19 protein-coding genes and 7 tRNA genes are annotated in these 21535 nt (G+C 63.8%); 9 read left to right on the forward strand and 17 right to left on the reverse strand.

The features are described from left to right. Positions 1–174: 174 nt before the first annotated feature. Together lplT and thiD are read left to right on the forward strand one after the other, a co-directional pair. Positions 175–1485: a lysophospholipid transporter LplT gene (lplT, locus tag F3J17_RS08130; protein ID WP_167055925.1), complete on the forward strand. Its 1311-nt coding sequence runs from the start codon at positions 175–177 to the stop codon at positions 1483–1485. 133 nt (positions 1486–1618) lie between these two features. Further along, positions 1619–2425 carry a bifunctional hydroxymethylpyrimidine kinase/phosphomethylpyrimidine kinase gene (gene thiD, locus F3J17_RS08135; RefSeq protein ID WP_167055928.1) on the forward strand — a complete coding sequence of 269 codons (807 nt, stop codon included), beginning with the start codon at positions 1619–1621 and terminating at the stop codon, positions 2423–2425. 10 nt (positions 2426–2435) lie between these two features. Here thiD and F3J17_RS08140 read toward each other — a convergent pair whose 3' ends face one another. Genes F3J17_RS08140 through tsaB form a run of 4 tightly spaced genes read right to left on the reverse strand, consistent with a single transcriptional unit; the run spans position 2436 to position 5755 of the window. After that, positions 2436–3476, reverse strand: a complete 1041-nt coding sequence (locus F3J17_RS08140; protein WP_345891151.1) for a DUF1853 family protein — start codon at positions 3474–3476, stop codon at positions 2436–2438. Between the two features lie 14 nt (positions 3477–3490). Continuing rightward, complete coding sequence (locus F3J17_RS08145) at positions 3491–4471, reverse strand: uracil-DNA glycosylase (RefSeq protein ID WP_167055934.1); 981 nt, start codon at positions 4469–4471, stop codon at positions 3491–3493. Beyond that, positions 4458–4952: a ribosomal protein S18-alanine N-acetyltransferase gene (gene rimI, locus F3J17_RS08150; protein ID WP_167055936.1), complete on the reverse strand. Its 495-nt coding sequence runs from the start codon at positions 4950–4952 to the stop codon at positions 4458–4460. Before rimI ends, F3J17_RS08145 begins: the two co-directional genes overlap by 14 nt. After that, the gene (tsaB, locus tag F3J17_RS08155; RefSeq protein WP_167055939.1) at positions 4949–5755 is read right to left on the reverse strand and encodes a tRNA (adenosine(37)-N6)-threonylcarbamoyltransferase complex dimerization subunit type 1 TsaB; all 807 of its coding nucleotides are present in this window, start codon (positions 5753–5755) and stop codon (positions 4949–4951) included. Before tsaB ends, rimI begins: the two co-directional genes overlap by 4 nt. A 175-nt stretch (positions 5756–5930) precedes the next feature. Here tsaB and F3J17_RS08160 point away from each other — a divergent pair, with 175 nt between their 5' ends. The 3 genes from F3J17_RS08160 to aceA all read left to right on the forward strand — a co-directional run bounded on the left by F3J17_RS08160 (position 5931) and on the right by aceA (position 10158). After that, positions 5931–6200, forward strand: coding sequence for an acyl-CoA-binding protein (locus F3J17_RS08160; RefSeq protein WP_167055942.1), 270 nt, complete (start codon positions 5931–5933; stop codon positions 6198–6200). A gap of 444 nt (positions 6201–6644) precedes the next feature. Next, positions 6645–8390 carry a DEAD/DEAH box helicase gene (locus tag F3J17_RS08165; protein WP_167055945.1) on the forward strand — a complete coding sequence of 582 codons (1746 nt, stop codon included), beginning with the start codon at positions 6645–6647 and terminating at the stop codon, positions 8388–8390. A gap of 442 nt (positions 8391–8832) precedes the next feature. Then, the gene (aceA, locus tag F3J17_RS08170) at positions 8833–10158 is read left to right on the forward strand and encodes an isocitrate lyase (RefSeq protein ID WP_167055947.1); all 1326 of its coding nucleotides are present in this window, start codon (positions 8833–8835) and stop codon (positions 10156–10158) included. 151 nt (positions 10159–10309) lie between these two features. On the opposite strand, the gene F3J17_RS08175 is transcribed toward aceA, so the two are convergent. After that, complete coding sequence (locus F3J17_RS08175; RefSeq protein ID WP_167055950.1) at positions 10310–10744, reverse strand: universal stress protein; 435 nt, start codon at positions 10742–10744, stop codon at positions 10310–10312. A 140-nt stretch (positions 10745–10884) separates the two neighbouring features. Further along, positions 10885–11793, reverse strand: coding sequence for a LysR family transcriptional regulator (locus F3J17_RS08180; protein ID WP_167056637.1), 909 nt, complete (start codon positions 11791–11793; stop codon positions 10885–10887). 144 nt (positions 11794–11937) lie between these two features. On the opposite strand from F3J17_RS08180, the gene F3J17_RS08185 reads away from it, so the two are divergent. Together F3J17_RS08185 and aceB are read left to right on the forward strand one after the other, a co-directional pair. Next, positions 11938–12726, forward strand: coding sequence for a haloacid dehalogenase type II (locus F3J17_RS08185; protein ID WP_167055953.1), 789 nt, complete (start codon positions 11938–11940; stop codon positions 12724–12726). A gap of 71 nt (positions 12727–12797) precedes the next feature. Further along, the gene (gene aceB, locus F3J17_RS08190; RefSeq protein ID WP_167055956.1) at positions 12798–14390 is read left to right on the forward strand and encodes a malate synthase A; all 1593 of its coding nucleotides are present in this window, start codon (positions 12798–12800) and stop codon (positions 14388–14390) included. 99 nt (positions 14391–14489) lie between these two features. Here aceB and F3J17_RS08195 read toward each other — a convergent pair whose 3' ends face one another. After that, complete coding sequence (locus F3J17_RS08195) at positions 14490–14891, reverse strand: gamma-glutamylcyclotransferase family protein (RefSeq protein ID WP_167055959.1); 402 nt, start codon at positions 14889–14891, stop codon at positions 14490–14492. A 146-nt stretch (positions 14892–15037) separates the two neighbouring features. Here F3J17_RS08195 and F3J17_RS08200 point away from each other — a divergent pair, with 146 nt between their 5' ends. Continuing rightward, positions 15038–15922, forward strand: coding sequence for a helix-turn-helix transcriptional regulator (locus F3J17_RS08200; protein ID WP_167055961.1), 885 nt, complete (start codon positions 15038–15040; stop codon positions 15920–15922). Here the strand turns inward: F3J17_RS08200 and F3J17_RS08205 are convergent. The 9 genes from F3J17_RS08205 to gltX form a co-directional block, all read right to left on the reverse strand. Next, positions 15919–16383 (reverse strand): GNAT family N-acetyltransferase, encoded by a 465-nt coding sequence (locus F3J17_RS08205; RefSeq protein WP_167055964.1) that lies wholly within the window; start codon positions 16381–16383, stop codon positions 15919–15921. The two genes, F3J17_RS08200 and F3J17_RS08205, sit on opposite strands and share 4 nt — an antisense overlap. A gap of 169 nt (positions 16384–16552) precedes the next feature. Beyond that, positions 16553–16629, reverse strand: a tRNA-Asp gene (locus F3J17_RS08210). A gap of 78 nt (positions 16630–16707) precedes the next feature. Next, positions 16708–16783 (reverse strand) — tRNA-Glu (locus F3J17_RS08215). A gap of 56 nt (positions 16784–16839) precedes the next feature. Next, positions 16840–16916, reverse strand: a tRNA-Asp gene (locus F3J17_RS08220). A 50-nt stretch (positions 16917–16966) separates the two neighbouring features. Then, positions 16967–17042, reverse strand: a tRNA-Glu gene (locus F3J17_RS08225). A 75-nt stretch (positions 17043–17117) separates the two neighbouring features. After that, positions 17118–17194: transfer RNA gene (locus F3J17_RS08230), tRNA-Asp, on the reverse strand. A 75-nt stretch (positions 17195–17269) separates the two neighbouring features. Then, a tRNA-Glu gene (locus F3J17_RS08235) sits at positions 17270–17345 on the reverse strand. Between the two features lie 55 nt (positions 17346–17400). Continuing rightward, positions 17401–17476 (reverse strand) — tRNA-Ala (locus F3J17_RS08240). Positions 17477–17701: 225 nt separating this feature from the next. Beyond that, entirely contained in the window at positions 17702–19123 is a 1422-nt protein-coding gene (gltX, locus tag F3J17_RS08245) for a glutamate--tRNA ligase (RefSeq protein ID WP_167055966.1), read from the reverse strand. Between the two features lie 584 nt (positions 19124–19707). Here gltX and F3J17_RS08250 point away from each other — a divergent pair. Then, on the forward strand, positions 19708–20622 hold the full coding sequence (locus tag F3J17_RS08250) for a patatin-like phospholipase family protein (protein ID WP_240160874.1): 915 nt from the start codon (positions 19708–19710) through the stop codon (positions 20620–20622). Positions 20623–20729: 107 nt separating this feature from the next. Here the strand turns inward: F3J17_RS08250 and F3J17_RS08255 are convergent, their stop codons facing one another. Then, positions 20730–21452: a C40 family peptidase gene (locus F3J17_RS08255; RefSeq protein WP_167055972.1), complete on the reverse strand. Its 723-nt coding sequence runs from the start codon at positions 21450–21452 to the stop codon at positions 20730–20732. Positions 21453–21535 lie beyond the last annotated feature (83 nt).

A 21535-nucleotide genomic window follows, 5' to 3' on the forward strand; every position in this document is an offset into this window, starting at 1 on the left:
GTGTTTTCAGCGCCCGGCAGGCCCGCCAGGTGGGCGGTCAAGGAATGTGCTAGTCCGAATACAGCTATTTTCGTGATATAAAGCCCTGCGCACAACCCATTTCGAACGTAATAAGCCCGGATGCCTCCACCCGTCCGGGGCGGACGGACCGCAGCGAGGACAGCATCGCATCAGATGAAAAAAGGCTTTTACACCATCATGGCCGCGCAGTTTTTTTCGTCGTTGGCCGACAATGCGCTCCTCATCGCTGCGATTGCACTGCTGAAAGACCTCCACGCTCCGAACTGGATGACGCCGCTGCTCAAGCTGTTCTTCGTCCTGTCCTACGTCGTTCTTGCCGCCTTCGTCGGCGCCTTCGCTGATTCGCGCCCCAAAGGGCGCGTCATGTTCATCACCAATACCATTAAGGTTGTCGGCTGCGCCATGATGCTGGCCGGCACGCATCCGCTATTGGCCTATGGCGTGGTGGGTTTTGGCGCGGCGGCCTATTCGCCGGCCAAGTACGGCATTCTCACCGAACTACTCCCGCCTGAGCGCCTCGTCGCCGCCAATGGCTGGATCGAGGGCACCACGGTCGGTTCGATCATTCTCGGCACGGTATTGGGCGGCGCGCTGATCAGCCCGCACATCGCCGCGCACGTAATCCGCCACACGCCCGCCTCGATCAACACCCCCGCCGAAGCCGCGATGCTCGTGATCATGGGCATCTATGTGATCGCCGCTCTCTTCAATCTGCGTATTCCCGATACCGGCGCGCGCTATCCGCGCCAGGAACACGGGGTATTCCGCCTCATCACCGATTTCGCCGACTGTTTCAACACGCTCTGGCACGACAAGCTCGGGCAGATTTCGCTTGCCGTGACGACGCTGTTCTGGGGCGCGGGCGCGACGCTGCAATTCATCGTGCTCAAATGGGCCGAAGTGTCGCTGGGCATGTCGCTGTCCGAAGGGGCGGTGTTGCAGGCCGTGGTGGCCGTGGGCGTGGCCGCGGGCGCAATGATCGCCGCCGCACGCATTCCACTGAAGAAATCGCTCTCCGTGCTGCCGGTCGGCATCATGATGGGTATCGCCGTGATGATCATGGCGTTCTACACGCGCAATCTGTTTCCGCCGCATTGGGGTCTGCATATCGGCCATATGCGCGTGCCGGGTTATCTGCTGCTCGCGTATCTGTTCCTGATGGTGGTGGGCGCGCTCTCTGGTTTCTTCGTCGTGCCGATGAACGCCCTGCTCCAGCATCGCGGCCACGTGCTGCTTTCCGCCGGTCATTCGATCGCCGTGCAGAATTTCAACGAGAACCTCTCGGTGCTCGTGATGCTGTGCCTCTACGCCGTGCTGGTCTGGCTCGACGTGCCGGTCGCCATCGTGATCGTGCTGTTCGGCACCTTCGTCTGCCTCATGATGTGGCTCGTGATGCGCCGTCATCAGGCCAATCAACGCGCGTTCGACTCCGTCGCGCTGATCGGCGAAAATCACCGGCATTGATGGCGGCGGCGCGCACCGCAATGCCGCGCGCGCCGTCATTCACCGCTCATTCGCCAACCCGACTCTTTCCAGCGCCAGCGCAAACGCGGCCTCGACACCGAAGCCCCGCGCGCGGCGCGTTCGCGACGCTGACATGACCACTCCGATCTCCAACGTCCTCACCATCGCCGGTTCCGACTCCGGCGGCGGCGCGGGCATCCAGGCCGACCTCAAGGCGTTCTCCGCGCTCGGCGCCTATGGCGCGAGCGTCATCACCGCGCTCACGGCGCAGAACACGCGTGGCGTCACCGCGATCCACGCGCCCGATCCCGCTTTCGTGACCGCGCAACTCGACGCCGTATTCGACGATATCCGCATCGACGCCGTGAAGATCGGCATGCTCGCCAATGCGCCAATCGTGCGCGCGGTCGCCGATGCGCTGCGCCGCCACAAGCCGACGCGCATCGTGCTCGATACGGTGATGATTTCGAAGAGCAATCACGCGCTGCTCGCGCCCGAGGCCGTGGCCGCGCTGCGCGAGGAATTGCTGCCGCTCGCGGGCATCGTCACGCCGAATCTGCCGGAAGCGGCGGCGCTGCTGGGCGTGGAGCCCGCCACCGACGAAGCCGCGATGGTCGAGCAAGGCGAGGCGCTGCGCGCGCTCGGTGCGCAGGCGGTGTTGATGAAAGGCGGCCACTTGGGCAGCGCCGACAGCCCCGACTGGCTGATCGAAGCCGCCGGCACCTTGCGGCTGGGCGGCCCGCGCATTCCGGTGACGAACACTCATGGCACCGGCTGCACCCTGTCTTCGGCGATTGCCGCGCTGTGGCCGCAGCAGCCGACGCTCGCGGATGCCGTCGCGCAGGCCAAGACGTATCTGACGGGCGCGCTCGAAGCGAGCGACAGGCTCGACGTGGGTCACGGCGTCGGCCCCGTGCATCACTTCTGGCGGTGGTGGTAAGCCGTTTGCCTTACTGGCGCGCGTAGGCCCGCGCTCGCTCCGGCCAGTCGTCCGGGACGATGAAGCCGCGCGAGCGCTCCACGTAACCGCCCGTCCCATCGGCGGCAAAAGCAGCGACCATCGCCGGCTCATGGGGGCGCGCGAGATTCGCGAAAAGCGCGCCGGGATCGGATGGTCCATCCACCTCTGTGAGCGACGCCTTGGCGGCTGCATCGCGGCCGCTTTCCTGAGGCTCGCTGACTTGGCTGTTAGTTGCGATAGAAGGCCGACACGGAAGATGACGCGGTGCGAGCCATGTCAGCCTCGGCAGCACGCTCCAGCCATCGACGTTCGAACGCTGCGCGAAAGCCATCCAGTCGGCGTGCGTCACCCACCAGCCGCGGCCGTGCGCCTGCGTCAATTCCGGCGCATCCACCGAGTGCCCATCGGCGCGATAGAACAGCCATCCTTTGATGAACATCTGCGCGTGCCACGGCCCCGCAAAGCCCAGCGATGCAAACTCGGGCCGCTCGCTCAATCGCAATTGATGGTCGCGCAGATGCGCAAATTTCAGATCGAGGCGGTCACGCAGATTCGGCCCGACGTAATCCGCGAGCCGTGAGACTTCTCCCTCGGGCGCGCCTGCATGCAGAAAGCACTTCACCGCGAGCTCCCAGTGCAGGCGCTCGCCCGCATCGGTCTCAAGCAGGAAATCGCACTCGCCTATCGTCCTGCCCTCGCCGCGCAGCGCGACGTTCGCGGCAATCAGGCGCGCATGCGGCGCGTTCTCCAGATACCAGGCGAGCAAGGTTTCGGCGTAGCGGCCAAGACGCGTGATGCGCGCACCGGCTAACACTTCATGCAGGCAGGAAGGTTCGCGATCGAGTTGCGCAAGCCACGCGATGACGCGCTCCATGCCCGCGTCGCTCGACCACGTTTGGGCGACCGGCATGTGCGGCTGGGCGCGCAACAGATCGGCGCTGAATAGCAACCATGCGAGGTCGCGCACGGCGGGATCGGCATAACGGTCAACCACCGATTCCGCGAGCGGCCCGCCTTGATCGTCTCGCACGGGCCGCGCGGTGCTCATTGGCCGCCGCCCGCCGCGCGCCAGGTATCGCGCGCGAGGCACAGATCGGTCCAGGCCTTCGACTTGTCCTGCAAGCTGCGCAGCAGATACGCCGGGTGATACGTGACGATTACCGGCACGCCTTCGTACTCGTGCACGCGCCCGCGCAACGACGCGATGCTGTTACCGGTCTTGAGCAGGCTTTGCGCGGCGAAGCGCCCCATCGCGACGATGATCTTCGGCTTCACCAGCGCGACCTGGCGTTGCAGATACGGCTCGCAGCGCGCCACTTCGTCCGGCTCCGGATTGCGGTTGCCCGGCGGCCGGCACTTGATCACGTTGGCGATATAGACGTTCTCGCCGCGCGCCAGCGTGAGCGAGCGCAGCATGTTGTCGAGCAGTTTGCCCGCCTGGCCAACGAAGGGCTCGCCCTGGCGATCTTCATTCTCACCCGGCGCTTCGCCGATCAGCATCCATTCGGCTTCGCGGTCACCCACGCCGAACACGGTATTGGTGCGCTTCTCGCACAGGCGGCAACGCGTGCACGACGCGACGCGCTCGGCGAGCGATTCCCAGTCGAGCGTGGCGACGTCGTCGCGCGGCGCGCGGACCGGTTCGACGTCATGCGGCAGCACCGGTTCGGCGACAGAGTCGAACCAGGCGAAATCGTCTTCGGTGAACGGCGGCGGTTCGTCGGATGCGGCCGGTGCGGGCTTCGCGGGCGCCACACGTTGCGGCTGGACGCGCGGCGCTTCTTCCGGCGCGAAAGCGTCTTCGGCGCGGGCCTTCGGCGGCGCGGCGCGCTCGATAACCGGCGCGGGCGTGGCGGCGGCTGGGCGGGCGACCGCGGGCTGCGCGGCGACCGTAACCTCAACCTCGGCTTCGGCCTCGGCGGCCACGCTCGCAACCGCCGCTTCCGGCGCAACCACCGTCACGCCCTTGCGCACCCAGCGCGGCGCGAGCCCCAATTCTTCCAGCGCGATCTCATCGAGCGGCATCCGCGCCCTCCAGTGCAAAAGAAAAACGCATCACGATCGCGTCTTCGCGGCTGTGATGGCGGGCCGGATAGTAATTCTTGCGGCGTCCGATGGTGACAAAACCAAACTGTTCGTACAGGCGGATGGCCCGATGATTGGACGGACGCACTTCGAGCAGCAGCCCTTCGAGCCCCTGCACCCGTGCAATGCGCACGCCTTCGCGCAACAGCGCGAGGCCGGCGCCCACGCCCTGCGCCTGCGGCGCGACGCACAGGTTGAGCAGATGCATCTCGTCGACCACCGGCATCAGCACGCTATAGCCGATCAGCGTGCCCGTCACGTGACGCATGCAGATGCCGTAGTAACCGTTGCGCAGCGAGTCTTCGAAGTTGCCACGCGACCACGGGAATTCATAGGCGGACTTCTCAATGACGACGACCTCGTCGAGATCGCTCTCCGTCATCTGCGAGAGATAGCGGTCGGTCATCAGCACGCCGCTCATCGGCCGCCCTCTTGAGCGTCGCTGCGTGCGTCTTTTTCCGCCTTGGCCGCCATGCGTTCGGCGGTGGTCTGCGCGACCTTGTTGCGCACGTATTCGGGCGCGGCCTGATCGGCGGGCAGCGTGCGGCCCGCACGGAAGGCGCGCAGCGCGGCATGGGCGAGCGGCACGGCGTGCGGCAGCGCTTCGGCGTCGATCGTGCGAGCGGCTGCAGAAGCCGCCAGCCGCGCGCCGAAGGCCGCTGCGGCGTTACCGGCCAGCGTGAACGGCTGATCGGGTGCGACGATCGCTTCGGGCGCGTCGAGCGAAGCGCCCTGGAGCGTGCGCCAGTCGCCAGCCACGCCTGCCGAGGCATCCCACACGTAATCGGCCCAATAGGCTTCGTCCATACGCGCATCGAGCGCCGACAGCACGCGAGTCGCCGCAGGATCGCGCAGGCGCGCGCTTTCCGCGCACACGAGCAGCGTGCTCACCGGCACCACGGGAATATCGAGCCCAAACGCCAGGCCTTGCGCGACGCCCGTCGCGGTCCGCAAGCCGGTGAAGGAACCGGGGCCGGAACCGAACGCAATCGCGTCGCAGTCGGCGAGCGTGAGTCCCGCTTCGGCGAGCAGTTCGCCGATGGCGGGCAGCAGGCGCGTGCTGGAAACCGCGCCGGTAGCTTCGTGGCGCACCCAGACCTGCGGCTCTGGCAGTGCGGGTGACGTGAGCGCGGATTGGGCGTCTTGGGGCGCTTCGGCGCGAAGCAGCGCGACCGAGCAGTATTCGGTCGAAGTATCGAGGGCAAGCAGGACGATTTCAGTCATGACCGCTATTGTAATGCGCCGTTCCCGCGCAGTCGCCGCCTGGGCATGTCTCGTGCACCCGCGGCGCGTGCCCGGCTAGAGTGGAGGAATCGTTCCAGCCCTGGGCGGGATCATTACCATCGTGCACTGGTAGGATCGTTATGCTGAATTCGATACCCCAGTGGAGAAAATAATCATGAGCGATGTCAACGCCCAATTTGCGCAAGCCCAGGAAGACGTCCAGCAACTCACGGAGCGACCGGGCAACCTGACGCTGCTGCGTCTGTACGCCCTGTTCAAGCAGGCCACCGAAGGCGATGTTCACGGCGACAAGCCGGGCTTCACCGACATTGTCGGCAAATACAAGTACGACGCCTGGGCCGCGCTGCAAGGCACCGCCGAAGACACGGCGAAGACGCAGTATGTCGAGCTGGTCGAATCGCTCAAGAGCGGCGCGACGACCTGACGATCGCTCCCTTTTTTATCGCAGCAACCGATCAGCAGCGCCGCACCCACCGGCCATCTGCCTGATCCCTCCCTCGTGCCTTGCGTCAGGCTGTCGCAGGGTACGAGGGATTACATTAGCTGGCGCAGCGCAACAAAACGAGATACAATGCCTGCTGCGTTGCGCTCCGGTCGCCTGTGCGATCAGCAATACGCCTCGTAGCGTTAAGCTCCAATCCAGTTTAGAACCTGTCCCCCCCTGCCGTGGCCCTGCTTCCGGGCCGTCAAGATTCAGGCTGGCGACTGGCCAATCCCGGCTAGAGTCGCACCCAAAACAGCTTCTAACGAAAAAATCCGCCCTTTCGTGGTGCGGATTGCCCCCGTTTTTCGATTTGTTCGCAAAATCAGACGACTTGGGTATGCCGATTGGCGCCGACGTTCTATTTCCTGTGTACCAAGGATTTTCATGACTTCGAGCAATACCCAAAGCCCCCTCGACGCGATCGCTAACGACGCCCTCGGTCTCGACGCTGCTGCCGCCGCTTCCACGGAAGCCCCCGCGCAAGCCGCCGACGCACCCGCAGGTCCGACGTTCGAATCGCTCGGTCTGTCGCCGGAGATCGTCTCCGCGCTGATCGCAGCGGGCTATAAGGCTCCGACGCCCGTGCAGGAACGCGCCATTCCTGCCGGCATCGCGGGCCGCGACCTGCTGGTCTCCAGCCCGACCGGTTCGGGCAAGACCGCAGCCTTCATGCTGCCGGCGATCGAGCGCTTCGCGCAGATCCAGAAGGCACAAGCCGCACAACCGCGTGAGCCGCGTCCGCAAGGCGAAGGCCAGCAAGGCCGCTCGCGCCGTCCGCAACAACCGGTTGCCCGTCCGGGCCTGCTCGTGCTCACGCCGACGCGTGAACTCGCCATGCAGGTGACGACGGCTGCCGCAACCTACGGCAAGCATCTGCGCCGTCTGCGCACCGTCAGCATTCTGGGCGGCGTGGCGTACGGTCAACAGCTGATGCTGCTCGCGAAGAACCCCGAGATTCTCGTGGCGACGCCGGGCCGTCTGCTCGACCACCTCGAACGCGGCCGTATCGATCTGTCCGAACTCAAGATGCTCGTGCTCGACGAAGCCGACCGCATGCTGGACATGGGCTTCATCGACGACATCGACACGATCGTCGCCGCAACGCCGGAAACGCGTCAAACGATGCTGTTCTCGGCTACGCTCGACGGCAAGATCGCCGCTGTGACGGGCCGTCTGCTGAAGGATCCGGAGCGTATCGAGATCGTCCGCAAGGTCGAAGCCGCTTCGAACATCGCGCAAACCGTGCACTACGTGGACGACCGCGATCACAAGGATCGTCTGCTCGACCACCTGCTGCGCGACGAAAAGCTCGACCAGGCAGTCGTGTTCACGGCCACCAAGATGGACGCCGACCAACTCGCCGGCAAGCTGGCCGACGCAGGCTTCGAAACCGCCGCCCTGCACGGCGACCTGCCGCAAGGCGCGCGTAACCGCACGATCCGTGCGCTGCGCGAGCGTCGCGTGCGCGTGCTGGTGGCAACGGACGTCGCCGCTCGCGGTATCGACATCCCGGGCATCACGCACGTGTTCAACTACGACCTGCCGAAGTTCGCGGAAGACTACGTCCACCGTATCGGCCGTACCGGTCGTGCTGGCCGTTCGGGCACCGCAGTGAGCCTCGTGCATCACGCCGAGCAAGGCGCGCTCAAGCGCATCGAGCGCTTCGTGCGCGGCACGCTGCCGGTCAACGTCGTCGAAGGTTTCGAGCCGCGCAAGGCGCCGCCCGCAAACCGTGGCTTTGGCGGCCGTGGCCGTCCGGGCGGCGGCAACGGCGGTGGCCGTCGCTTCGGCAACGGCGGCGGCAAGCCGGGTGGCTACGGCAACAACCGTGGCGGCGAGCGCAGCTTCGGCGATCGCAGCAACAACGGCGGCAATGGTGGCGAGCGCAGCTACGGCGACCGTAACAACAACGGCGGCGACCGCAACGGCAACAGCTGGGGCAACCGCTCGGAAAACTCGCGCGGCGGCTACGGCCAGCGTGAAGGCGGCTACGGCGCACAGCGTCGCGAAGGCGGCGATCGTGGCGGCTACGGCCAGCCGCGTGGCGAAGGCTTCGGCAATCGTTCGCGTGAAGGCTTCGGCGGCGGCGCACGTCGCAACGACGGCCCGCGCGTTCGTCGCGACAGCTAAGCCCTGCAATGGCTCGACGATGCAGGCGGAATGAAGATTCCGCCTGTCTCACCCGAGTCACGATCGGCAGATAGAAAGACCGGTGCCCAGGCACCGGTTTTTTTTCGTCTGCGCGCCGCGTTTCACGATGCGGGAAATTTTTTTGCGTGGTAAAAAATCGTGCTGCGTGGCACAAACCTGCCTGTTGCAAGATGAAAAATGCCGTTTCCCAATGCGAAACGCATCAATTAAATACTTGAATTTATTGAATTAAAAAACAAACAATTGACCCATTGCCGGTCTGTTGCAGAGCGATCGATTTGCCTAGACTCTTATATAAGAGTTCGCGAACCGAAACGCTCCGAGCACCACACCGCGCCACACGCTTCGCGAAGTTCATCAGTCCAGCAGTTCCGATCAGCGGTTCACCTATCCGGTAATCAGCACATAGAAGGAGCTCACCATGTCGACCCGTCAACAGCAAGCACAGCAGCTTCAGCAGCAATGGGACACCGATCCGCGCTGGAAAGGCATCAAGCGTAATTACACGGCTGAAGACGTGGTCCGTCTGCGCGGCTCGATCCAGCCTGAACATACGCTGGCGAAGCAAGGCGCAGACAAGCTCTGGCATGGCGTGAATAACGAACCCTTCATCAACGCGCTGGGCGCCCTCACCGGCAACCAGGCGATGCAGCAGGTGAAGGCCGGCCTCAAGGCGATCTATCTGTCGGGCTGGCAGGTCGCGGGCGATGCGAACCTGGCGGGCGAAATGTATCCCGACCAGTCGCTCTACCCCGCCAATTCGGTGCCGCAGGTGGTCAAGCGCATCAACAACACGCTCACGCGCGCCGACCAGATCCAGTGGTCCGAAGGCAAGAATCCGGGCGACGAAGGCTACGTCGACTATTTCCAGCCGATCGTGGCCGATGCCGAAGCGGGCTTTGGTGGCGTGCTCAACGCGTTCGAGCTGATGAAGGCGATGATCGAAGCGGGCGCGGCCGGCGTGCATTTCGAAGACCAGCTGGCTTCGGTCAAGAAGTGCGGCCACATGGGTGGCAAGGTGCTGGTGCCGACGCGCGAAAACGTCGCCAAGCTGACCGCCGCGCGCCTGGCCGCCGACGTCTGCGGCGTGCCGACCGTCCTGCTCGCCCGCACCGACGCCGAAGCCGCCGACCTCGTGACGTCCGACATCGACGACAACGATCGCCCGTTCCTCACCGGCGAGCGCACGGTCGAAGGCTTTTTCCGCACGCGCAACGGGCTCGAACAGTCGATCTCGCGCGGCCTCGCCTACGCGCCGTACGCCGACATGATCTGGTGCGAAACCGGCAAGCCGGATCTGGAGTTCGCGAGGCAGTTCGCGGAAGCGATCCACAAGGAATTCCCGGGCAAGCTGCTGTCGTACAACTGCTCGCCGTCGTTCAACTGGAAGAAGAATCTCGACGACGCGACCATCGCCAAATTTCAGCGCGAACTGGGCGCAATGGGCTACAAGTTCCAGTTCATCACGCTGGCCGGCTTCCACTCGCTGAATTACTCGATGTTCAACCTCGCGCACGGCTATGCGCGTCAGAACATGAGCGCTTTCGTCGAGTTGCAACAGGCTGAGTTCGCCGCCGCGGAAAAGGGTTTCACCGCCGTGAAGCATCAGCGCGAAGTGGGCACGGGTTATTTCGACGCCGTGACGCAGACGGTCGAGCGTAATGCGTCGACCACCGCGCTGCACGGTTCGACCGAAGACGAGCAGTTCTTCGACCAGAAAGACGAGCCGAACCAGAAGGTGGCGTAAGCGCAGGACAGCGCTAGCTTAGGGGCGCGCTGTCCCTGTGCGGGCTCAAAGGTGTTGTTGTTTCAACGTGGCAGGCGGCAACGGTGGCCGGCGTGCGGTCCTTGGCGGGACGCGACGGCTGCTGTTGCCGTTGTAGTTGCCCGAGTCTGGATCAGCGATACACGATCACCGGAATCTTCGTATGGGTGAGCACGCGCTGCGTTTCGCTGCCGATCAGCAGGCTGCCCAGTCCGCGCCGCCCATGCGAGGCCATGAAGATGACATCGCAGGCGCAGTTTTCGGCGGCTTCGATGATGCCGAGGTAAGGCGAGGGATGCACGCTGACGCAACTATCGCACTCCACGCCAGCACTGCGCGCGGCCTCCTCCACCTCGTCCAGATGCGCGCGCGCTTCGCGCTCGCTGCGCGTCTGGAAATCGCCGGGCAATTCGATCACGACATCGGCGTAAGGCGAGTACGGATATTGCGGCAAGCAGGCGTAGGCCGTGATGCGCGCGCCCACCGTGCGCGCCAGATCGATCGCGCCGTCGATGGCCTTTTTCGACAGATCCGAGCCGTCGGTCGGAACGAGGATGTGCTTGAACATGGCGCCCTCCGTGTTCGTCAGGGGCTGTGGGCTTGCCTCATTTCGATTGTAGTGCGCGAAGAAGCGCCAAAAGACGGGCCTACGGGCTTCTCCGCATAGTGAAAACGCGCGGTTCGGCGAGGTTCAGCGCGCCGAACAATTCAGTCCTGCCCCCAGTAACCCGGTTGGCCGTAGGTATGCTTGAGATAGTCCAGAAAGAGGCGCACCCGCAGCGGCAGATGACGGCGCTGCGGAAACACGGCATGGATGCCGATGGGCGGCGCGGCGTAGGCGTCGAGCACGCTCGCGAGCCGGCCCGCAGCAATATCGTCGCCGACTTCCCACCACGAGCGCCACGCCAGACCGTGACCGTCGAGACACCACTCGTGCAGCACCGCGCCGTCCGAGCACTCCATCGTGCCGGACACGCGGATCTGCACGACTTTGCCCTCTTCCTGGAAGGTCCAGCCGCGCTGCTGGTTCAGGCTCGCGCCGAACGCGAGACAGTTATGGCGCGCGAGATCGGCGGGCGTATCGGGCGCACCGCGACGCGACAGATAGGCGGGCGACGCCACCACCACGCGCCGGTTTTCGCCGAGCTTGAGCGAGACCAGCGACGAGTCGGGCAATTCGCCCAGCCGCACCGCGCAATCGAAGCCTTCGTTGACCAGATCGACGAGACGGTCGGACAGATCGAGCGTGATCGTCACATCCGGATGCGCGGTGGTGAAATCGGGCACGAGCGGCGCGACGTGACGACGCCCGAAACCCGCCGGTGCGGACACGCGCAGGTGCCCGCTCGCCTTCACGCCACCCGCCGAAACGCTGGCCTCCGCATTCTGCAGTTCGTGGATGATGCGCTGGCAATCCTCAAGGAACGCCGAGCCTTCGAAGGTGAGCGTGAGGCGGCGCGTGGTGCGCACCAGCAGCTTCACGCCCAGGCGCTCTTCCAGCGCGTCGATACGCCTGCCGATGATCGCGGGCGCGACGCCCTCGGCCTGGGCGGCGGCGGAAAGGCTGCCTTTCGCCGCAACGGTGGCGAAGGTTTCGATCTGTTTGAAGCGGTCCATGAGCGCGCCTTCGGCATAAAACACGAGTTCGGCGCACAGATTAGGTGGGTAAAAGTAAAAGATCAAGTGATCGTTGCCGACTTTTTCCACCATTGCACTCATGAATACAATACTCCTCGACCTCTGATGATGGAGTGCAAGGCTATGTCGGCCACAACGACAATCCACAATCCCAAGGCAGTGATCTTCGACGCGTACGGCACGCTGTTCGACGTGCATTCGGTCGTCGCGGCCGCCGAACAGATGTTCCCCGCTCACGGCGAGGCGCTGTCGCAGCTTTGGCGTCTCAAGCAGATCGAGTACACGCATTTGCGTACGCTCTCAGATGCGGCAGGCGCGCGCTACAAGCCGTTCTGGGACATCACGCTCGACGCGCTTCGTTACGCTGCGCGCCGTCTGAACCTGCCGCTCACGGGCGCGGGCGAAAAGCGTTTGATGGACGAATACGCCTGCCTTTCCGCCTTCCCCGACGTGCTGCCCGTGTTGCGCCGCCTGCGCGAGCCGCGTCAGGACGGCACGCGCCTGGGGCTCGCGATTCTCTCCAACGGCAATCCGCAGATGCTCGACATCGCCGTGAAGAGCGCGGGCATGAACGGTCTGTTCGATCACGTTCTGTCAGTCGATGCCGTGCGCGCCTACAAGCCAGCGGCAGCGGCCTACACGCTCGGCACTAACGCATTCGATGCCGCGCCGCGCGACATCGTGTTCGTGTCGTCGAATGGCTGGGACGCCGCGGGCGCCGGCTGGTTCGGCTACACCACCTTCTGGATCAATCGCCAGCGACTGCCCGCCGAAGAACTCGGCGTGACGCCGCATGGCACCGGCGGCGGCATGGCAGAGCTTGCCAGCTTCATCGCCACTGTTTCTGCTTCACCCTCCGACACCGCAGCAACCGCCGAACGAAGCCGCCCCCGCCCCAGCCCGGGCCCATGACGACTGCGTTCAGCCAGCACGGTAATAACAACACCCAAGCATTTCAATCTGACCGACCAAGGAGTTAGCAAATGGCGAACACGTTGCAACTGCCGCAAGGCATGCAGATCACGGCCGAAATTCAACCCGGCTTCGAACAGATCCTCACGCCCGAGGCGCTCGAACTCGTCGCGAAGCTGCACCGCGCATTCGAGCCGCGTCGGCAGGAATTGCTCAAGGCGCGCGTCGAGCGTACGAAGCGCCTCGATGCGGGCGAGCGTCCGGACTTCCTCGCAGAAACGAAGTCGATCCGCGAAGGCGACTGGAAGATCGCAGCGCTGCCGAAGGATCTCGAATGCCGCCGCGTGGAAATCACCGGCCCGGTCGAGCGCAAGATGATCATCAACGCGCTGAATTCGGGCGCGGATTCCTACATGACCGACTTCGAGGATTCGAACGCGCCGAACTGGGATAACCAGATCGTCGGTCAGATCAACCTCAAGGACGCGGTGCGCCGCACGATTTCGCTGGAACAGAACGGCAAGACGTATCAGCTCAACGACAAGATCGCCACGCTGATCGTGCGTCCGCGCGGCTGGCATCTGGACGAAAAGCACGTCACGGTGGACGGCCAGCGCGTGTCGGGCGGCATTTTCGACTTCGCGCTCTACCTGTTCCACAACGCGAAAGAACTGATCTCGCGCGGCAGCGGCCCGTATTTCTATCTGCCGAAGATGGAAAGCCACCTCGAAGCGCGTCTGTGGAACGACATCTTCGTCGCGGCGCAGGAAGGCGTGGGCATCCCGCGCGGCACGATCCGCGCGACGGTGCTGGTCGAGACGATTCTCGCCGCGTTCGAGATGGACGAAATCCTCTATGAACTGCGCGAACACAGCTCGGGCCTGAATGCCGGCCGTTGGGACTACATCTTCTCGGCGATCAAGAAGTTCAAGAAGGACGCGGACTTCTGCCTCGCCGACCGTTCGCAGATCACCATGACCGTGCCGTTCATGCGCGCTTACGCGCTCGAACTGCTCAAGACCTGCCACAAGCGCAATGCACCGGCGATCGGCGGCATGAGCGCGCTGATCCCGATCAAGAACGACGCGGCTGCCAACGACAAGGCGATGGGCGGCGTGCGTTCGGACAAGGCGCGCGATGCGGGCGACGGTTACGACGGCGGCTGGGTCGCGCACCCGGGTCTCGTGCCCATCGCGATGGAAGAGTTCGTCAAGGTGCTCGGCGACAAGCCCAACCAGATCGGCAAGCAGCGCCCCGACGTCAACGTGACGGGCAAGGATCTGATGGACTTCCGCCCGGAAGCGCCGATCACCGAAGCCGGCCTGCGCAACAACATCAACGTCGGCATCCACTACCTGGGTTCGTGGCTCGCGGGCAATGGCTGCGTGCCGATCCACAACCTGATGGAAGACGCCGCGACCGCTGAAATTTCGCGCTCGCAGGTGTGGCAGTGGATCCGCTCGCCCAAGGGCAAGCTCGAAGACGGCCGCAAGGTCACGGCGGAACTCGTGCGCGATCTGATCGCGCAGGAACTGGACAAGGTGAAGGCGTCGGTCGGCGGCGATACGCAGCCCTACGACCGCGCAGCGCAGATCTTCGAAGAGATGTCGACGTCGGAAAACTTCGTCGAATTCCTGACGCTGCCGCTGTACGAGGAAATCTGATCGTCCATTGCTAGCCTAAAGCGATAGGACGTAAAAAAGCCCGGCGGATTGCAGTTCCGTCGGGCTTTTGTTTTGGCGCGTGGCTTTTTCGGTGCCGCGTCAGCGCGCGAGCCGGTGCGCGATCCAGTCGCCGCCGTCGATCTGCGGCAGGCCTTCGGCCGCGCGATGCGTGATCGGATAGTAAAGACACTCGATCTGCGCGCCCTGCACGTCCACGCTCACCTGGCGCGACACGAACTGGCCTTCGACGCCGGGATAGACCTCTTCGATTTCGTCCAGCACGGGCACCAGCGCTTCATCGATTTCGTAGACATCGCCGAGCACCGGCGCAGCCTGCGTATCGGCGATCATGCCGGGATAACGTCCAAAATCGAACAGCCGCCCCGCCACGCTCGACTGACCGACGAGGCGCGGCTGCCGGATCGCATGGCGCGCCGCTGCGAGATTGATGTCGTTGATCTCGCCAGCGCGCAGCGTGCCGTAGACGAATACGTATTTCATGCCTTGCGTTCCCTCGCAGCCGGTATCGGAAAATAACCGGCAGCATTATGCGCCGTGTGCTCACGCAGCGGGCGCATTCCTACAGCGCTGTCCGCGTCGCGCCACACCCGCCTAAAATGATGCCGACATCATCGTCCGGACTCGTCATGCCTTCCGCTTCGTTCCCTTCGCTGCCCGATCCTTCGCCACCGGCTGAACTCGCCGACATTCCGCGCGAGTTCGAGCCGACCAGCGAGCATCCGATCCGCGTGCGCTCGCGGCCCATGGCGGCGGGCGTGCGCATCGCCAGGCACACGCACGCCTGGGCGCAACTTGCCTACGCGTCGCGCGGGGTGCTGCGCATGGCGACGCCCGGCACGACCTGGATGGTGCCGCCCTCTCGCGCGATCTGGGTGCCTCCGCATGTGACGCACGAGGTTTCCATCGTCGAGGATGCGTTTTTGCGCACGTTATACGTCGATGCGTCCGTGATTCCGCCGGGACTCGATGCGTGTCGCGTGGTCGAGGTGTCGGGGCTGCTACGCGAAGCGATTGCCGCTTTCGACGAACGCGCGATCGGGCCCGCGCGCGAGCGCCTGCTCGGCGCGGTGGCGCTGGACGAGATCACGCGTTCCGCGCCCTTGCCGCTCGCCGTGCCGATGCCCGAGGAAAAGCGCTTGCGCTCGCTCTGCGAAGCCTTGATCGCCGATCCGACCGGGCCGGGTTCGCTCGAACATTGGGCCGCGCAGGTGGGCGCGAGCACGCGCACGATCGCGCGGCTCTTTCGTCAGGAGCTGGGGGTGAGTTTTTCGCAATGGCGTCAGCAGGCGATTCTCGCGCGGGCGATTCCGCTACTGAATCAGGGCAAGCCGATGTCGGTGGTCGCGCAGGAATTGGGCTATCAAAGCCAGAGCGCGTTTTCGGCGATGTTCCGGCGCGCGTTTGGCGAAAGCCCGCGTGCGTTCATTGCGCGCGGCACGGGCGAACGCGAGGACGATCAGCGGGAAGAAGAGGCGACCAACGACGAGCCGATCGTCGCGCCGCCTCTTTAAACCGGGCGCGTCATGTGCCGGATCGAACCCAGCCGCGCGAGTCGCGGCCCAGCCACCCGGTAACCCATGCGCAGATACAGCCGCGCCGCCGGGTTATCGACGAAAACACGCAACTGCAGTTCGCGCAGGCCGCGCTCGCGCGCCCAGCGATGCGAAATGTCGAGCAGGAATGTGCCCGCGCCGTTGCCGCGGTAGCCTTCGGCGATCTGCACGTCGCGGATATGCAGCGAATCGTTCTCCTGCGTCACGCGCAGCACGCCGATGGCCTCGCCATCGAGTTCGAGAATGAAATTTTCCGATTCGCGGTAGCTGGCGAGAAAAAGATCGCCGCGCCAGATCAGATGATGCCGCTGATAGTAACCGCCCATGTTGCGGCGCGTGAGCGCCTCGGCGAACTCGAAGTCGTCCATGGAGGCGTGGCGCAGCTGGAAGCGCGATGGAATGTCGTTCGGTGCGAACATGGCGGTCAGGCAGCGTAAATTCGAGGTTTCGACAACGCTACGATATCGCGCGGGCGCAGGCAATGGCCGTTTGTCCGTACAGCGACGGGACGAAGGCCAGTGAAAAGCGGAAGGAAATGAGGCGGAGAAATAGAAAAAGCCCGCTGGTTTGACCCAGCGGGCTTTGATCTGGCGGAGCGGACGGGACTCGAACCCGCGACCCCCGGCGTGACAGGCCGGTATTCTAACCAACTGAACTACCGCTCCAGCTTACTGCATCACCGACGGGCGTTGGTTAGACCCGCTGGCGGCGTCGCCTTTGCTACTTGTGGCGCCACATGAATTTGGCGTCCCCTAGGGGATTCGAACCCCTGTACTCACCGTGAAAGGGTGATGTCCTAGGCCTCTAGACGAAGGGGACAACACAGGCTTGCGCCTTGAACTACATGCTACCCGAAACAACCGGATAACTAAATCTGGCGGAGCGGACGGGACTCGAACCCGCGACCCCCGGCGTGACAGGCCGGTATTCTAACCAACTGAACTACCGCTCCAGACTGCTTGACTGCCAGCGTCGCCCTACTGCTTTGGCGCCGCATTAATTTGGCGTCCCCTAGGGGATTCGAACCCCTGTACTCACCGTGAAAGGGTGATGTCCTAGGCCTCTAGACGAAGGGGACAACACAGGCTTACGCCTTAAACTTTTACTGCTACAACTAAAAAGCCCACTCACGCTTTCTGAGCGGGCTTCTATCTGGCGGAGCGGACGGGACTCGAACCCGCGACCCCCGGCGTGACAGGCCGGTATTCTAACCAACTGAACTACCGCTCCAACTTCTGACATGACAGATGGGTGTCAGTTAATCCCATCTGCTGCTGCGTCAACCACGTTGACGACGCCTATGTCTGGCGTCCCCTAGGGGATTCGAACCCCTGTACTCACCGTGAAAGGGTGATGTCCTAGGCCTCTAGACGAAGGGGACATGATCTTTTCAGATAATGCCTTACTACACTTTACTGCTAAACACGCTGTTTTGTTGGTGGAGGTAAGCGGGATCGAACCGCTGACCTCTTGCATGCCATGCAAGCGCTCTCCCAGCTGAGCTATACCCCCTTGCAAAACAGAAGCGAAATTTTAAACTGCATTTTTTCGCTTGTCAAGCACTTTCGAATCATTTTTTTACTACGCTTTGAAGTTTTGGCGAAACTTCGTTGCTTGATTCGAGGTACTTTCCGCAAGATCTGCTGCTTTTCTTGCGTTCCCCGTTCAGAGGAGACCGAATACTACAGGACTTCTTGCTCTGGCGCTAGTGCCAGAGCAAGAAAAACTTCAGTTTTTTTACAAAACCGCAGAAATACCCTTTTCGATGCGGTTCACGACCACATCACGGCCGAACAATTCGAGCACCGCGTCGATGGCCGGCGTGTGCGTCGTGCCCGCCACGAAGAGACGCACCGGCATGGCCAGTTGCGGCATTTTCAGCTTGTGCGTGGCGAGCGTCGCCTTGAATGCCGCCGAGATCGCGGCCTTCTCCCACTCCGCGGCCTTGAGCGCCGTCAGCAGATCGGCGAGCGCCGGGCGCACCGCGTCGGTAACGTGCTGGGCGATGGCGTCCGCTTCCGGCTGCGGCTCGCGATAGAACATCGCGGCGCTTTCGGCGACTTCCTTGATGGTGTTGGCGCGATCCTTGAACAGTGCGACCACGCCTGCGAGCGGCGCGCCCTTCGCGAGCGCGGCGTCGTCGATGCCGATTTCCGCGAGGAACGGCTTGGCGAGATCGGCCAGACGCGCGTTATCGACGCTCTTCAGGTAGTGGTTGTTCAGCCAGTTGAGCTTGTTGTGGTCGTACTGCGCCGGCGACTTGCCGAGGTGGTCCAGATCGAACCAGTCGACGAACTGCTCGCAGGTGAACACTTCCGCGTCGCCGTGCGACCAGCCCAGGCGCGCCAGATAGTTCAGCACCGCTTCCGGCAGATAGCCGGCGTCGCGGTAACCCATCACGCTCATGGCGCCGTGGCGCTTGCTCATCTTTTCGCCCTGCTCATTGAGCACGGTCGGCAAGTGAGCGTAGACCGGCGGTTCGCCGCCCAGCGCGCGCAGGATGTTGATCTGGCGCGGCGTGTTATTGACGTGGTCGTCGCCGCGGATCACGTGCGTGATCTTCATGTCGAGGTCGTCCACCACCACGCAGAAGTTGTAGGTGGGCGTGCCGTCCGGGCGCGCGATCACGAGGTCGTCGAGTTCTTCGTTGGAGATTTCGACGCGACCTTTCACGGCGTCGTCCCACGCGACCACACCCGTCAGCGGATTGCGGAAACGCAGGACCGGCTGTACGCCTTCGGGCGGCGTGGGCAGCACCTTGCCCTCTTCCGGACGCCACGTACCGTCATAGCGCGGCTTCTCGCCGGCTTCGCGCTGGCGTTCGCGCAGCGCGTCGAGCTCTTCGGTCGACATGTAGCACGGGTACACGAGGCCCTGCTGCTGCATCTGTGCGAGCACTTCGCGGTAACGGTCCATGCGCTGCATCTGGTAGAACGGGCCTTCGTCGAAATCGAGGCCCAGCCACGCCATGCCTTCGATGATCGCGTCCACGGCTTCGGTGCTCGAACGCTCGACGTCGGTATCCTCGATGCGCAGCACGAAGACGCCCTTGTTGTGGCGGGCGAAGGCCCACGGATAAAGCGCGGAGCGGATGTTGCCGAGGTGGATGAAGCCGGTCGGGCTCGGCGCGAAACGGGTACGGACGGGAGTCGTGGTCATGGGCGAATACTCGAGGACGGTGCAGTCGCGCGGCTGATTCGCATCGCCTCGTGCGTGACGAGGGGCACAGATGCGGGCGGCGACGGACTGCGTAGGTTCGCGGCGCAGAGCGTGTGTGTGCTTGCAGCAGGCACAGCGCGGCGCCGAAAGCGAACGAAAAACCGGGAAAATTAGAGACGGGATTATACCCGCCGCACGACGCTTCGGCCGCCCCTGGGCACGGGGGACAAAGGCGCGGCCTGCGACACGCGCAAAGGCCGCCGCGATTCGCGCCGCATACGGTGTTTCGGCGCGAAATTCATCCGGCATCGTGCGTCACATGGCGTTACACGCACAAGCCGTGCACGCGTGGTGCTTTGCCTTATGATGTCGGCGCGCTGGCGCCCTCGCCGGCCTGAACCGGCCCGCCAAAGCGGGCCACCAGAACAAACGCGGCGCGACCGCTACACGCTCAGCGCACTGACGCCTGTCCGCACGCCGCCTGGAGAAATTGCTTGAAGCCCAGTTCGAAGTCCGCCTTGCCGTCCAATCTTCCGCAGTCCGATTCCGATTCCGATTCGTCCGCTGCTTCTTCGTCGTTTTCGCTGCGCCGCCGCCATTTTTCGCTCGCGGCCGCGTCCGGCGTTCTAGCCGCCTGCACCACCGGCGCGCAATCGCCCGATAACAAGCCGCAGATCGCTCCGCCGCCCGTCGCCCGTACGCAGCGCCCGATCCGCGTGGGTCTGGCGCTCGGCGGCGGCGCTGCGCGCGGTTTCGCGCACATCGGCGTCATCAAGGCGCTGGAAGCCCGCAATATCCAGGTCGACCTGGTCACGGGTACGAGCGCCGGCTCGGTGGTCGCGGCGCTCTACGCCTCGGGCATGAACGGTTTCGCGCTCAACAAGCTGGCACTGACGATGGACGAAGCCTCGATCAGCGACTGGGCCATGCCGTTTCGCACGCGCGGCATCCTGCAAGGCGTGGCGCTGCAGAACTTCCTCAACACCACCCTGCACGATCGCCCGATCGAGAAGATGAACAAGCCGCTCGGCGTCGTCTCTACCGATCTGCAAAGCGGTCAGCCGATCCTGTTCCAGCGCGGCAATACCGGCATCGCCGTGCGCGCGTCGTGCAGCATTCCGTCGATTTTCGAACCGGTGAAGATTGGCGGCCACGAATACGTCGACGGCGGCCTGGTGAGCCCGGTGCCCGCTTCGTTCGCGAAGAAGATGGGCGCGGATTTCGTGATTGCAGTGGATATTTCGTCGCGCCCGGAATCGGCATCGACGCTGAGCCAGTTCGACGTCCTGATGCAGACGTTCACGATCATGGGCCAGTCGATCAAGACCTACGAGCTCGACAAATACGCTGACGTGGTGATCCGCCCAAGCCTGAATGCGATGTCGAGCAGCGACTTCACGCAGCGTAACGCCGCCATTCTCGCGGGCGAGGAAGCCGGTGCACGCGCCGCCGCTGAAATCGAGCGCAAGCTGGCCGCAGCACGTAGCGCACAAGCCTGAGCATTTCCAGCGCGCGCTTAGCGCTCCAGACGCAAAAAAGCCTGCTTCGATGAAGCAGGCTTTTTCTTGGGCACAGGCTTTGCAACTAGCGAATCATGAATCCCAGATCAGTTGCCGCCGGTGGTATCAAACTGCGCGCTCACGCGCTGCTTGAGGCTTTGCTGCTGGTCCGGCGTGAACGAGGTCTCGATACGGCGAGCGCCCGTGAAACGCTTTTCCCAGTAGCCGTCGTCCAGATCGTCGACGCGGATCGTGCTGCCGGTGGACGGCGAGTGCACGAACTTGTTGTCGCCGATGTAGATGCCGACGTGCGAGAACGTGCGGCGCATCGTGTTGAAGAACACGAGGTCGCCCGGCTTCAGGTTGCTCATGCTCACCTTTTCGCCGACGCGGCTCATTTCTTCAGCGCGACGCGGCAGGTTCATGCCGAGCGTGTCCTGGAACACGTAGCGCACGAAGCCGCTGCAATCGAGACCCGAATCCGGCGTGTTGCCGCCCCAGCGGTAACGCACGCCGATCATATTCAGGGCGCCAACAACGACGTCGCCTGCTTTACCGGCCATGCCGGAAAGGAATGCGCGTGCGCCGCCGCCATCGGTCGGAGCCGGTGCGGATTGCGTGCCTGCGGGTGCGGAAGGAGCGTTCTGAACGGCCGCCTGGGCCGAGGGAAGCGACTGCGAATTCGCCTGGCTGGAGGGGGCGAATGAGACATTCTGGTTAAAGCTGCTAGCTTCGTCGGCAAATGCGCCGTTAGCTGCTGCCATCAGTACGCCGATGAACATGCCGGCGACGACTCGCGTGCAAGCCTGGGTCAGGTATCGGTGCTGCATGGGTCGGTAGAAATTGCCCGTAAATCAGGGAGTTAGAAGAAAAGTTTGGACGATACTAGCCAGATAGTATTTGTGTGTCAAAA

The organism is Burkholderia sp. Ax-1719 (assembly GCF_011753055.1).
GTDB lineage: Bacteria > Pseudomonadota > Gammaproteobacteria > Burkholderiales > Burkholderiaceae > Paraburkholderia.

What these genes read in the sequence shown, in the direction of transcription:
- lplT (WP_167055925.1), top strand. Translation starts at nt 175, where the DNA reads ATGAAAAAAGGCTTTTACACCATCATGGCCGCGCAGTTTTTTTCGTCG.
- thiD (WP_167055928.1), top strand. Translation starts at nt 1,619, where the DNA reads ATGACCACTCCGATCTCCAACGTCCTCACCATCGCCGGTTCCGACTCC.
- F3J17_RS08145 (WP_167055934.1), bottom strand. Translation starts at nt 4,471, where the DNA reads ATGCCGCTCGATGAGATCGCGCTGGAAGAATTGGGGCTCGCGCCGCGC.
- rimI (WP_167055936.1), bottom strand. Translation starts at nt 4,952, where the DNA reads ATGAGCGGCGTGCTGATGACCGACCGCTATCTCTCGCAGATGACGGAG.
- tsaB (WP_167055939.1), bottom strand. Translation starts at nt 5,755, where the DNA reads ATGACTGAAATCGTCCTGCTTGCCCTCGATACTTCGACCGAATACTGC.
- F3J17_RS08160 (WP_167055942.1), top strand. Translation starts at nt 5,931, where the DNA reads ATGAGCGATGTCAACGCCCAATTTGCGCAAGCCCAGGAAGACGTCCAG.
- F3J17_RS08165 (WP_167055945.1), top strand. Translation starts at nt 6,645, where the DNA reads ATGACTTCGAGCAATACCCAAAGCCCCCTCGACGCGATCGCTAACGAC.
- aceA (WP_167055947.1), top strand. Translation starts at nt 8,833, where the DNA reads ATGTCGACCCGTCAACAGCAAGCACAGCAGCTTCAGCAGCAATGGGAC.
- F3J17_RS08175 (WP_167055950.1), bottom strand. Translation starts at nt 10,744, where the DNA reads ATGTTCAAGCACATCCTCGTTCCGACCGACGGCTCGGATCTGTCGAAA.
- F3J17_RS08180 (WP_167056637.1), bottom strand. Translation starts at nt 11,793, where the DNA reads ATGGACCGCTTCAAACAGATCGAAACCTTCGCCACCGTTGCGGCGAAA.
- F3J17_RS08185 (WP_167055953.1), top strand. Translation starts at nt 11,938, where the DNA reads ATGTCGGCCACAACGACAATCCACAATCCCAAGGCAGTGATCTTCGAC.
- aceB (WP_167055956.1), top strand. Translation starts at nt 12,798, where the DNA reads ATGGCGAACACGTTGCAACTGCCGCAAGGCATGCAGATCACGGCCGAA.
- F3J17_RS08195 (WP_167055959.1), bottom strand. Translation starts at nt 14,891, where the DNA reads ATGAAATACGTATTCGTCTACGGCACGCTGCGCGCTGGCGAGATCAAC.
- F3J17_RS08200 (WP_167055961.1), top strand. Translation starts at nt 15,038, where the DNA reads ATGCCTTCCGCTTCGTTCCCTTCGCTGCCCGATCCTTCGCCACCGGCT.
- F3J17_RS08205 (WP_167055964.1), bottom strand. Translation starts at nt 16,383, where the DNA reads ATGTTCGCACCGAACGACATTCCATCGCGCTTCCAGCTGCGCCACGCC.
- gltX (WP_167055966.1), bottom strand. Translation starts at nt 19,123, where the DNA reads ATGACCACGACTCCCGTCCGTACCCGTTTCGCGCCGAGCCCGACCGGC.
- F3J17_RS08255 (WP_167055972.1), bottom strand. Translation starts at nt 21,452, where the DNA reads ATGCAGCACCGATACCTGACCCAGGCTTGCACGCGAGTCGTCGCCGGC.